This is a genomic window from Rhodobacter sp. JA431 (assembly GCF_900217725.1).
GTDB lineage: Bacteria > Pseudomonadota > Alphaproteobacteria > Rhodobacterales > Rhodobacteraceae > Rhodobacter > Rhodobacter aestuarii.
Genome location: NZ_OBMP01000002.1, coordinates 99,660 through 111,961 on the forward strand (window position 1 = coordinate 99,660; position 12,302 = coordinate 111,961).

The window sequence follows — 12,302 nt, forward strand, 5'->3', positions numbered from 1 at the left end:
ATGATCGAGTTGGACGTGGCGATGGCGCTGGCTGAGGGCCGGCATGAGGATCCGTTTGCCGTGCTGGGGTGGCATGATACGGGCGAGGGCGGGCGGATCGCAGCGCTTGTCCCCGGCGCGGATACGCTGTCTGCAATTACGCCGGATGGCAAAACAGAGGTTCAGCTTGACCACGTAACCCACGGACTTTTTGTGGGAAAATGGAACAAGGGAAAGTATCGTCTGCGCGCGCGCAATGCCCAAGCGACGTGGGATTTTGATGATGCCTACAGCTTTGGCCCGGTGCTGGGCGAGATCGACGAATACCTGATTGGCGAGGGCACGCATCGGCATTTGTGGAAAGTGCTCGGCGCGCATGTGATCACCCATGAGGGGCTGCGTGGCGTGCATTTTGCCGTTTGGGCACCCGCAGCAAAGCGCGTTTCCGTGGTGGGGAATTTCAACACTTGGGACGGGCGGCGCCATCAAATGCGCAAGCGCGGTGCGACCGGGGTGTGGGAGATTTTCATTCCCGGGCTGATGGCGGGCGAGGTCTACAAATACGAGATTTTGGGTGCCGATGGCGTGATCCAGCCGCTCAAGGCCGACCCGGTGGGTTTTGGCGCGGAGCACCCGCCGCAAACCGCCTCGCAGGTGCGCGAATTGGGGCTGCATCTTTGGGGCGATGGCCGTTGGTGCGAAACCCGGCATGAAGCGAACAACATCCACGCGCCGGTCAGCATCTATGAGGTGCATTTGGGCTCGTGGCGGCGCGTCTGGGACGAGGGCGGGCGACCGCTCAGCTACTATGAGCTTGCGGGCCAGCTGATCGACTATGTCGTCGATATGGGATTTACACATATCGAACTTCTGCCGATCACCGAACACCCGTTTGACGGCTCTTGGGGCTATCAACCGGTGGGGCTTTACGCGCCCACGATCCGCCACGGACGGCCCGAAGAGTTCGCTGCCTTTGTCGATGCCGCGCATCAACGCGGTATTGGCGTGATTTTGGACTGGGTGCCGGGGCATTTCCCGACCGATGACCACGGGCTGCGCCATTTCGACGGAACAGCACTTTACGAACATGCGGACCCGAAAGAGGGCTTCCACCAAGACTGGAACACGCTGATTTACAACTACGGGCGGCGCGAGGTGAAAAACTACCTGCTCGCCAATGCGCTGTTCTGGCTGGAGGAATACCACCTTGATGGGCTGCGGGTGGATGCGGTGGCCTCGATGCTCTACCGCGACTACTCGCGCAAAGAGGGGGAATGGGTGCCCAACCAATATGGCGGGCGCGAAAACCTTGAGGCGATCGACTTCCTGAAATCGGTCAATGCCGAGGCTTATGGCGGCGCGCCGGGCATTATGACGGTGGCCGAAGAAAGCACCGCTTTCCCCGGTGTGACGCGGCCCGTGCATATGGATGGCTTGGGCTTTGGGTTCAAATGGAACATGGGCTGGATGAACGACAGCCTGCGCTATTTCCAACGCGACCCGATCCATCGCCGCTGGCATCATAACGAACTTACTTTCGCCTCTTCATATACTTACAGCGAAAACTTTATTTTGCCGATCAGCCATGATGAGGTGGTGCATGGCAAGGGCTCGATGCTGGGCAAGATGCCCGGTGACGGGTTGCAGAAGTTCGCCAACCTGCGCGCCTTCTATGCGTTCCAATGGGCGCATCCGGGCAAGAAGCTTTTGTTCATGGGCCAAGAATTTGCCCAAGGCAAAGAATGGGCGCATGCGGGCGCGCTGGAATGGCAATTGCTTGAGGACCCGCTGCATGCGGGGATGCAGGCGATGATCCGCGATCTGAACAAGCTTTACCGCGAAACGCCCGCGCTGCATTGGGGCGATTGCGACCCGCAAGGGTTTGACTGGATCGAAGCCGATGATGCCGAAGCCTCGGTCTTTGTGTTTGAACGCCGCGCACCGGGGGCCGCGCCCGTCGTCGTGGCGGCCAACCTGACACCCATTGATCGCACCTATCGGATTGGCCTGCCGCAAGACGGGACGTGGTGCGAAATCTTCAATTCTGACAGCGGCTATTATGGTGGGGCGAACTGGGGCAACCTGGGCGCCATTGAAGCCGAAGAAATTGCCACGGCACGACGTCGGGTCAGCGCCGAGGTATACCTGCCACCCCTTGCGGTGGTGATGTTCATGCCGCTGGAGGCAAAGCAATAGGGGAGTGACTATGAAACCGCAACCGAACCAAAGGCTCTCGTCGCAAGCGATGGCGTTCGTTCTGGCGGGGGGCCGTGGGAGCCGCCTGAAAGAACTGACCGATCGGCGCGCGAAGCCCGCGGTCTATTTCGGCGGTAAGACGCGGATTATCGACTTTGCTTTGTCGAACGCGCTGAATTCCGGCATTCGGAAAATGGCAATTGCCACGCAATATAAAGCGCATAGCCTTATTCGGCACATGCAGCGCGGCTGGAACTTCTTCCGCGCAGAGCGCAACGAATATTTGGATATTTTGCCCGCCTCGCAACGGATTGATGAGAGCAAATGGTATTTGGGCACCGCAGACGCTGTCGCGCAAAATATTGATATTATTGAAGATTATGACGTGAAATACGTCATCATTTTGGCTGGCGATCACATCTACAAGATGGATTACGAGGTGATGCTGCGCCAGCATGTGGAAAGCAAAGCCGATGTCACGATTGGCTGCCTGACTGTCCCGCGTGAGGAAGCCACGGCCTTTGGCTGTATGGCGGTGGACAAGACAGGGCGCATCAATGGCTTCATTGAAAAACCCGCCGACCCGCCGGGCCTGCCCGAAGATCCCGAGCATACGCTCGTGTCGATGGGGATTTATGTCTTTGATTGGAAGCTCTTGCGCGAGTTGCTCATCAAGGATGCCGAAGACCCGCATTCGAGCCATGATTTCGGCCATGACCTGATCCCGTCGATTGTGAAGAACGGCAAGGCGATGGCGCATCGGTTTTCGGAAAGCTGCGTCACCTCGGGGCTGGAAACGGAACCCTATTGGCGCGACGTCGGGACGATTGATGCGTTTTGGCAGGCCAATATCGACCTGACCGATTTCACCCCCAAGCTTGACCTTTATGACAATGCTTGGCCGATCTGGACCTATGCCGAGATCGTGCCGCCCGCGAAATTCATCCATGATGAAGACAATCGCCGCGGTTCGGCGGTCAGTTCGCTGATTTCGGGCGATTGCATCGTTTCGGGCTCGGAAGTGCGCAATTCGCTGATGTTCACCGGCGGGCGCTCGCATTCCTATTCGATGCTCGATCATGTGGTCTCGCTGCCTTACGTCGAAATCGGCCGCAAAGCGCAGCTTACGCGCTGTGTGATCGACCGCGGCGTGATCATTCCCGAGGGGCTCGTTGTTGGCGAAGACCCGGAAGAAGATGCGAAGTGGTTCCGCCGCACTGAGGGTGGTATCGTGTTGATTACCCAGCCGATGCTGGATCGGCGCGCGGCGATACTGGGCTAAAACGGCTCGAAAAGGGGGCGTCATGAAACGCGTTCTGTCGGTGGCATCCGAGGCGGTGCCCTTGATCAAAACCGGTGGGCTTGCCGATGTGGTCGGCGCATTGCCCGAGGCATTGGCGGGGCAGGGCTGGCAGATGCGCGTCATGCTGCCCGCCTATCGCGGATTGCTTGAAAAGCTTGGGAAAACCAAGATCGTCTGGGCCGATGACTATCTGTTTGGCGGGCCCGGAAGGTTGCATTTGGGCAAGTTTGGCGAGATGGAGGTGATGGCGCTGGAGGCGCCTCACCTTTATGACCGCGACGGCGGCCCCTATTCGGGCCCACATGGCGATTATTGGGATAATGCCGAGCGGTTTGCCGCGCTGTGCTGGGCGGCGGCCATGGTGGCCCGTGAAGGCGCGGGCGATTGGCGCCCCGATGTTCTGCATGCGCATGATTGGCAAGGGGCCTTGGCGCCCGCGTATTTGCGCTACGCCGGGGCAAGCGTGCCCACTGTGATTACAATCCACAATATGGCGTTTCAAGGTCGCGTTGGCGCCACGAAAATGGGTGCGTTGCGGCTTCCTCCCGAAGCGTATCACCGCGATGGCTTTGAGTTTTGGGGCGATATTTCTACCCTCAAAGCGGGCCTCACCACGGCCGATGCGATCACCACAGTGAGCCCGCGCTACGCCGAAGAACTGATGCGCGGCGAATATGGGCAGGGCTTGGAAGGCGTGATCGCGGCCCGGTCTGGCGTGGTTATGGGAATACTCAACGGTATCGACGAAACCGTATGGGACCCGGAAAACGACCCCGATTGCAAACCGTTTTCCGCCAACAAGCTTGCCGGAAAATCCCATGCGCGCAAAGCCTTGCTGGCCGAGTTTCAACTGGAAAAGAAACTTTCCGGGCCGCTCGCCATTCTTGTTTCGCGGCTGACCGCGCAAAAAGGCATCGACCTTTTGCCCGCCGCGGTGGAGGAGTTGGTGGCTGCGGGCGGGGGCTTGGCGCTTTTGGGCTCGGGCGATCATTGGGCCGAAAATATGGTGCGCGATTTGGCGCTGCGCTATCCGGGCCGGGTGGGCGTGCATATCGGCTATAATGAAAACCTCAGCCATCGGATGTTTGCCGGGGGCGATGCGGTGCTGGTGCCCTCGCGGTTTGAACCTTGCGGGCTGACGCAGCTTTACGGGCTGCGCTATGGCTGCGTGCCGCTGGTGGCGGCGGTGGGCGGTTTGGCCGATACGGTTGTGGGCGCGACCCCGGCCAGCCTTGCCGCAAAGGCCGCGACGGGCGTGGTGTTCCATCCGGTCGATGATTTGGCGCTGCGCCAAGCCACGCGCCAACTTTGCGCGCTTTACGCAGACCGCAAAGGCTGGGCCGCAATGGTCAAACGCGGCATGAAAACCGATCTTGGCTGGGGCGCCTCGGCCGCGCGCTATGCCGCGCTTTACGAGCGGCTCTTGGCGCAATGACGATCCATCCGGGCAGGGCCGAGGTTCTGGGGGCCGTTCCTTCGGGGGGCGGCACGAATTTTGCCGTGTTTTCCACCCATGCCGAAAAGGTGGAACTGTGCCTGTTTGAAGACGGCAAGGAACGCCGTCTGACCTTGCCCGAGCGCGCCGGAGATATTTGGCATGGCTTCGTGCGCGGCGTGGGGCCGGGCACGGAATACGGCTACCGCGTCCATGGCCCATGGGCCCCCGAAATTGGCCATCGGTTCAACCCATCAAAGCTCTTGATCGACCCCTATGCCAGGGCGCTCAACGCTCCGATAATTTGGCATCCTTTGATGCAAGGCGGGGTGGGGACGACCCGCCCCGATCGGCGCGATTCTGGAACCGTTACGCCCAAAAGCGTGGTCTGCGAGATCTTCAAGCCACATTGGGAACGCCCCGCAAGGTCATGGTCTCATACATTTATCTACGAGTGCCACCTGCGCGGCATGACGATGCAACACCCCGAAGTGCCCGAGCATCTGCGGGGCACCTATGAAGGCTTTGCCTGCCCGCCGATCATTGCGCATCTGAAAAAACTCGGCGTGACGGCGGTCGAGTTTTTGCCGGTGATGCCTTTCATTGATGACCGTTTTTTGGTCGAGAAGGGGCTGCGCAATTACTGGGGCTACCAGCCGATTTCCTTCTTCGCGCCCGAGCCGCGTTACGGCACGCGCGAGGGGTTCCGCAGCATGGTCCGCGCACTCCATGCCGCCGGGATCGAGGTGATCTTGGATGTCGTTTTCAACCATTCGGGTGAGGGGGATGGTGCGGGGCCAACGCTGAGCCTGCGAGGCCTTGATAACGGCGCCTATTACCGTTTGGCCGAGGGTGGGCGCACCTATGTCAACGACACTGGCACCGGCAACACGCTGAACCTTGCCCATCCGATGGTGTTGCGCATGGTCACGGACTCCCTGCGCCACTGGGTGGAGGAGATGGGGGTGGACGGGTTCCGCTTTGATTTGGCCGCCACTTTGGGGCGGGGCGCCTCTGGCCGGTTCAAGTCTTGGGCCCCGCTTCTAAGCGCCATTCGCCAAGATCCGGTGCTCGGCGCGGTGAAGCTGATTGCCGAACCTTGGGACATTGGCCCCGGTGGTTATAGGCTTGGTGATTTCCCCTATCCGTTCATCGAATGGAACGACCGTTATCGCGATGGCCTGCGCCAATTCTGGCGCGTCGATGCGGGCCAAATCCCCGAACTTGCGCGCCGCGTTGCAGGCTCGGCAGAGATCTTCGATCACCGTGGAAGGGCTGCCACCAGCTCGCTTAATTTCCTTACCGCCCATGACGGCTTCACGCTACAAGACCTTGTTTCCTTTAATGAAAAGAGAAACGAGGCAAATGGCGAAAACAACCGTGACGGGCATAATGCGAACTATTCCCAAGCCTTAGCCAGCGCAGAAGAACGCGGCAACCGCAAGCGCGCACTGCTCGCCACTTTAATGCTCTCGCAAGGGGTGCCGATGCTCTTGGGAGGCGATGAAATTGGCAATTCGCAACTAGGCAATAACAACGCTTATGCGCAAGACAACCCGATTGGCTGGATCGACTGGAGCAGCACAGATACCGATCTTGTCGACTTTGTCGCGCGGCTTGCGAAGCTACGGCACGACCATCCGGTGCTGCGCCAATCCCGTTTTTTACATGCGAAAGTGCGCGAGCAAGATGGCATCCGCGATCTGATCTGGCGCATGCCCTCTGGCGGCGAGCCGACGCCGCAAGATTGGCATGATGCCAAGGCGCATTGCCTCTGTGCCGAGGTCCGCGGCGCGGCAGAGGGGCCGGCGGGGCAGGTCGCGCATGAGGCCTTTTTCATCATCTTCAATGCGGGGCCGCAGATCGACGTGACCTTGCCCGAGGGGCGCTGGCGCAAAATGCTCGACACGGCCCAACCCAAGGCCCCAGAAAGCCCGCATTCAGACCCCGTCACTTGTGTTTTCGCACAATCTGTTCAACTGTTTATCCGATCGACAGCCCGATAGGAGTCCGCCTATGACCGCCCATGCAACGCAGCCCTTCGAGGGCCAAAAACCCGGCACCTCTGGCCTGCGCAAAAAGACCCCGATCTTTATGCAGCCGGGCTATTTGGAGAACTTTGTGCAAAGCACCTTTGACGCGATCGACGGCGTCGTAGGGAAAACCCTCGTTTTGGGCGGCGACGGGCGCTATTTCGGGGCGGAAGCGGCGCAATGCATCCTAAAGATGGCAGCGGCCAATGGCGCCGCGCGGGTAATTGTGGGGCAGGGCGCTTGGCTCTCGACGCCTGCGGCCTCTAACTTGATCCGCCAGCGCGGCGCCGACGGTGGGCTGATTTTGTCGGCCAGCCACAACCCCGGCGGCCCGAACGAGGACTTCGGGGTCAAGTATAACATGGCGAATGGTGGCCCGGCACCGGAGGCGGTGACCGCCGCGATCTTTGCGCGCACGCAAGAAATCACATCTTATAAGAAAATCACGGCCCCGGATGTGAACCTCGACATGGTCGGAGAAAGCCATCTCGCCCAAATGGTCGTAGAGGTTGTAGACCCGGTCGCGGCTTATGCTGACATGATGGAAGAAATATTCGATTTCAAAGCATTGCGCGGTCTTTTTCATGAAGGCTTCACGATGCGGATGGACAGTATGTGTGCCATCACCGGGCCCTATGCGGTCGAGATTTTTGAAAACCGGCTTGGCGCGCCCAAGGACACGGTGGTGCACGAACAACCGCTGCCCGATTTTGGCGGTATGCACCCCGACCCGAACCCGACTTGGGCGCATGAGTTGATGGCCGAGATGATGGGGCCCGAGGCACCTGATTTCGGCGCGGCCTCGGATGGGGACGGGGACCGTAATATGATCGTCGGTCGGGGGGTCTATGTCTCACCCTCCGATAGCCTCGCCGTGATCGCGGCGAATGCACATCTGGTGCCTGGCTATGCCACGGGGCTGAAGGGGGTGGCGCGGTCTATGCCGACCTCTGCGGCGGTGGACCGGGTGGCGGTCGCGCTAGGCGTCGATTGCTATGAAACCCCGACGGGCTGGAAGTTCTTCGGCAACCTGATGGATGCGGGCCGTGTGAGCCTTTGCGGTGAAGAGAGCTTTGGCACGGGCTCAGACCATGTGCGCGAGAAAGATGGCCTTTGGGCGGTGCTGATGTGGCTCAATATCATCGCGGCGCGGGGCATGGGAGTCGCCGAAATCATGGCCGACCATTGGGAAGAATACGGGCGCAATTACTATTCGCGTCATGATTATGAGGTTCTCCCAACCGATGTGGCCAATGCCATGCTGGGGGATTTGCGTGACCGGCTTGAAAGCCTGAAAGGAACACAGTCCCAAGGTCTTACAGTCGAAAGTGCAGACGAATTCAGCTACACTGACCCGGTCGATGGATCGGTATCCGAGGGCCAAGGATTCCGGATTTTGTTCGAGGGCGGATCGCGCGTTGTGCTGCGCCTTTCAGGCACGGGGACCGAGGGGGCAACGCTGCGCGTCTATCTTGAGCGCTATGAACCGGGCCCCGAGGGTTTGACCGCCGATCCGCAAGAGGCCTTGGCGCCAATCATCGCCGCGACCGAAGAGATTGTCGGTATTCGGGCCCGCACAGGCCGCAAAGGTCCCGATGTCATCACCTGATTGACTTTGACCGGAGCGATAAAGGCGGCGGGAACACCGTCGCCATAGCTGACAATGCCTCGGCTTGACCATTTGCAACATTCCTCCAAATGCGAACGGTCAAGACTTCGTTGCCCGTGACAGGAAAAAGAGCGCGCTCGCAGGCGATCGGTGACATTATCGCAGGCCAATAACCAAGAGGCGCAAGACCTACAGGCTTTATTTCCCTCAGTTTTCGCCAACACAAAAGCCCCATAATCAGTATTATGTAAATTATTTATTATGCCAGAGGTCTTTGCCGTTACGGGATTGTAAGCAGATTATGGGTTTAGCACCGTGCTGCCCGTGGTTTGACGTGCCTCGAGCGCAACATGCGCTTTTGCAACATCAGCCAAGGCAAAGCGTTGCCCAATCTCTACCTTCACCGCACCCGAGCGCAGCATGGCAAAAAGATCAGCGCTCGCCGATTTCAGCCAACCGGGCCGCGCGGTGTGATGGAACAAGGTCGGCCGCGTCAGGCGCAGCGAACCACGCGCCAAATCATTCACGCGGAAATCAAGCGCGGGCCCAGAACTTTGACCAAAGCTCACCAGCGTGCCAAACCGCTCCAACACATCGAGCGATTTCATCAGCGTGACATCGCCAACCGAGTCATAAACCGCCTGCACACCCTTTCCCTCGGTGATGCGCATCACCTCGGCCACAAAATCTTGTTTTCGGTAGTCGATTACGTGGGCATAGCCATGCGCCTTCGCGAGCGCGCATTTCTCTGGTCCACCGGCGGTGCCAATCACCCGCACACCGCGCGCTTTCAGCCATTGGCCCGCCAATAGCCCAACGCCACCCGCGGCGGCATGGAAAAGAACTGTGTCGCCCTCAAGCGCCGGAAACGAGTGCTGGATCAGGTAGTGAACCGTCAGCCCCTTGAGCATCACAGCCGCCGCGACCTCATCGCTGATGTCATCGGGAATGGGCACCAATTGATCGGCGGCAATCACCCGATGGCTGGCATAAGCGCCGTTCGGCAGCGTATAAGCAACGCGCATGCCGGGCTTGAGATCAACGCCATCACCGACCAATTCCACCACGCCAGCGCCTTCTGAACCGGTGATCAAATCGGCTGGCACGGGCCAAGGGTAAAGCCCAGATCGGAAATAAACATCTATATAGTTCAAGCCAATAGCTGTCTGTCTTAATGTAACCTCACCCGGCCCAGGTTGAGGGATCTCGCGCGTCACGCGGCGAAAATTCTCTACACCACCGGGTGCAGAAACGACCATCGCATAGCTCATTCAAACCTCCTTGCGAAAGGCGTCGTCAACGGGAACGCGCAGCGCGTTCAACAGGTGATTGGTCTTGCCCGCCGAGGCGACAACGCGAAAGAAATCCGCAATTTCCGCCTCGTTCGCGCCTTTGGCTCGCGCCGCGGCCAGATGCGAATGGGTGCAGTAGTCACACGCATTGGCGACCGAAACTGCTGCATAGATTAGCTCTTTCACCTTCGGATCGAGCGCCGAAGGTGTGGCCATCACCGCTTTCACATCGGCCCAAGTCGCCTCTAGCAACCCCGGATCAAAGGCCAGATAGCGCCAAATGTTGTTGATGAAATCTGTGCCGCGGGTGGCGCGAATGTCGTCAAAAACGGCTTTGACACGCGGATTGGCTTCCGGATCTTGCGGAGCAGTAACTGTGGCCATGATCTTCCCCTTCACTGCCCAGCATGCCGCCTGCTTACCAGCCCGTCAATTCCCCGGAACGATAGGCAGATAATTGCCTTTTAACGCGCCAATCGCATTCCAAAGCTGAACCGCCACCGGGCGCGGCACCTCATCTTCGCGCCGCACCATGAACCAGTGGCGCACAATCGGCAGCGCGGGCGCGGGCAATTCCACCAGCCGCCCCGAGGCCAATTCTTCCGTCACCGTATGAAGCGATAAAAATGCAATCCCAAGCCCCGCCATCACCGCCTGTTTGATGGTTTCATTGCTGTCCATCTCCAGCGTTTCATAGGCCCGCCCCTCGCCCACGCGATCCAGCCAACGGTTCATCAAAATCCGCGTGCCAGAGCCCTTTTCGCGCGCCAAGAACACCTCTTCAAAAAGCGCATCGAGCCAAAGCCCCTGCCCCGCCAGCGGATGATCCGGCGGCGCCACCAACCCATGCGGGTGCACCCCCAGCGGCTCCGCCGTCACCGGCGGGCGGCGCGGCGGGCGCCCCATAATGGCGATGTCAAAGGCACCGCGCTCCAACCCTTCAATCGTCGTGGCACGGTTGCCGACCCGCAAAGCGACCTCAATATCTGGGTTCGACAGGCTGAGCGCCTTCACGAGTCGCGGCGCAAAATATTTGGCGGTAGAGACAACACCAAGCGTCACACGCCCCGCTTTGCCCCGTGATAGCGCTGCCAGATTGGCGCCCCCCTGTGACAAAGCGTCTTCAATCCGGCGCGCGGTCTCCAAAAGCGTCAATCCGGCCTCTGTTAACTCTGATCCGCCGCCATCGGCCGCGCGCTGCAAAAGCTTGACTTGAACGGCATCCTCCAAGCCTTTGATTTGCGTGTGAATTGCAGGCGTTGTAAGCCCCAAAGCATGGCCCGCAGCGGTTAACGAACCGCCTTTTTCTACGGCTTGTAGGGCGCGCAATTGCTTAAGCGTTATGCTGTCGAGACGGATCATTTTAAAATTTCCTGAAAGCCGCTTGCTGAATTTCAAATTTGCATAAAGCCGCTTCCGGCGCAACGTCCCGGCATCCAACTGGCAGGAGGGGCCATGGCGATCGAATTAGAAGACCTCGGGTTAACCCCGGAAATGGCAGAGGTGATGACACGCCTCGCCACGGTGGGGGCTCAGGTCGCCCGCATCATTTCCCGCAATGGCGTCGAAACCGATCTCGCCGCAGGTGTGGGCACCAACGCTGGCGGCGACGGGCAAAAAGCGCTCGACGTGATTGCCGATGATTTGTTCCGAGAAGCGCTGAGCGATACCGCCGTTGCGTGGTATGCCTCTGAAGAACAAGATGAGGTCGTGAGCCTTGGCGAAGGCAGCTTGGGTCTGGCCATTGACCCGCTCGATGGCTCGTCCAACATTGACGTGAACGTGTCGATTGGCACGATCTTCTCGATCTTCCCGGCGAAAGAAGATGGCGACGCGACGTTCTTGCGCCAAGGCCATGAACAGCTGGCGGGCGGTTACATCATCTATGGGCCGCAATGCGCGCTGGTGTGCACCTTTGGCGATGGCGTGAAGCACTGGGTGCTGGACCTCGACACCAACAGCTTCCGTCGCGTGGCCGATATCAAGCCGCTACCGCAAGACACCACCGAATATGCGATCAACGCTTCGAACTACCGCCACTGGCCCGCGCCGATCCGCGCTTTCATTGACGACCTCGTGGCCGGGGCCGAAGGCCCGCGCGGCAAAAACTTCAACATGCGCTGGATCGCGTCGCTTGTCGCGGAAACCCATCGCATTTTGATGCGCGGCGGCGTGTTCCTTTATCCGGGCGATGACCGCAAGGGCTATGAACGTGGTCGTCTGCGCCATGTGTATGAATGCGCGCCGATTGCGTTTTTGATCGCCCAAGCAGGTGGCGGGGCCACCGATGGCTGTGAAGAGGTGCTGACCGCCCTGCCCGACCGGCTGCATGCGCGCACGCCTTTCGTCTTCGGCTGTGGCGCCAAAGTCGCCCGCGTTGCCGCCTATCACGACCTGCCCGGGGAAGAGACCTCTGCGCTCTTCAACACCCGTGGTCTTTTCCGGAGCTAAGTTC

9 protein-coding genes are annotated in these 12,302 nt (G+C 59.6%); 6 read left to right on the forward strand and 3 right to left on the reverse strand.

Annotated elements, in window-relative coordinates; all coding sequences use genetic code 11:
- The 5 genes from glgB to CRO18_RS04170 are packed head-to-tail and all read left to right on the forward strand — an operon-like array spanning window position 1 to window position 8,555.
- Window positions 1-2,175: a 1,4-alpha-glucan branching protein GlgB gene (gene glgB / locus CRO18_RS04150; RefSeq protein WP_394341440.1), complete on the forward strand. Its 2,175-nt coding sequence runs from the start codon at window positions 1-3 to the stop codon at window positions 2,173-2,175.
- 10 nt (window positions 2,176-2,185) lie between these two features.
- On the forward strand, window positions 2,186-3,457 hold the full coding sequence (gene glgC / locus CRO18_RS04155) for a glucose-1-phosphate adenylyltransferase (RefSeq protein ID WP_097081178.1): 1,272 nt from the start codon (window positions 2,186-2,188) through the stop codon (window positions 3,455-3,457).
- Window positions 3,458-3,479: 22 nt separating this feature from the next.
- Window positions 3,480-4,913, forward strand: coding sequence for a glycogen synthase GlgA (gene glgA / locus CRO18_RS04160; RefSeq protein WP_097081179.1), 1,434 nt, complete (start codon window positions 3,480-3,482; stop codon window positions 4,911-4,913).
- Window positions 4,910-6,919, forward strand: coding sequence for a glycogen debranching protein GlgX (gene glgX / locus CRO18_RS04165; RefSeq protein ID WP_097081180.1), 2,010 nt, complete (start codon window positions 4,910-4,912; stop codon window positions 6,917-6,919). Before glgA ends, glgX begins: the two co-directional genes overlap by 4 nt.
- 10 nt (window positions 6,920-6,929) lie before the next feature.
- Window positions 6,930-8,555, forward strand: a complete 1,626-nt coding sequence (locus CRO18_RS04170; protein ID WP_097081181.1) for an alpha-D-glucose phosphate-specific phosphoglucomutase — start codon at window positions 6,930-6,932, stop codon at window positions 8,553-8,555.
- A gap of 299 nt (window positions 8,556-8,854) precedes the next feature.
- On the opposite strand, the gene CRO18_RS04175 is transcribed toward CRO18_RS04170, so the two are convergent.
- Genes CRO18_RS04175 through cbbR form a run of 3 tightly spaced genes read right to left on the reverse strand, consistent with a single transcriptional unit; the run spans window position 8,855 to window position 11,209 of the window.
- Entirely contained in the window at window positions 8,855-9,826 is a 972-nt protein-coding gene (locus CRO18_RS04175; protein WP_097081182.1) for a quinone oxidoreductase, read from the reverse strand.
- Window positions 9,827-10,231: a carboxymuconolactone decarboxylase family protein gene (locus CRO18_RS04180; protein ID WP_097081183.1), complete on the reverse strand. Its 405-nt coding sequence runs from the start codon at window positions 10,229-10,231 to the stop codon at window positions 9,827-9,829.
- Window positions 10,232-10,276: 45 nt separating this feature from the next.
- Window positions 10,277-11,209, reverse strand: coding sequence for a LysR family regulator CbbR (gene cbbR / locus CRO18_RS04185; protein ID WP_097081184.1), 933 nt, complete (start codon window positions 11,207-11,209; stop codon window positions 10,277-10,279).
- 93 nt (window positions 11,210-11,302) lie between these two features.
- On the opposite strand from cbbR, the gene CRO18_RS04190 reads away from it, so the two are divergent.
- A complete protein-coding gene (locus tag CRO18_RS04190) occupies window positions 11,303-12,298 on the forward strand; it encodes a class 1 fructose-bisphosphatase (RefSeq protein ID WP_097081185.1) in 996 nt (331 codons plus the stop codon).
- The last annotated feature ends 4 nt before the right edge of the window (window positions 12,299-12,302 follow it).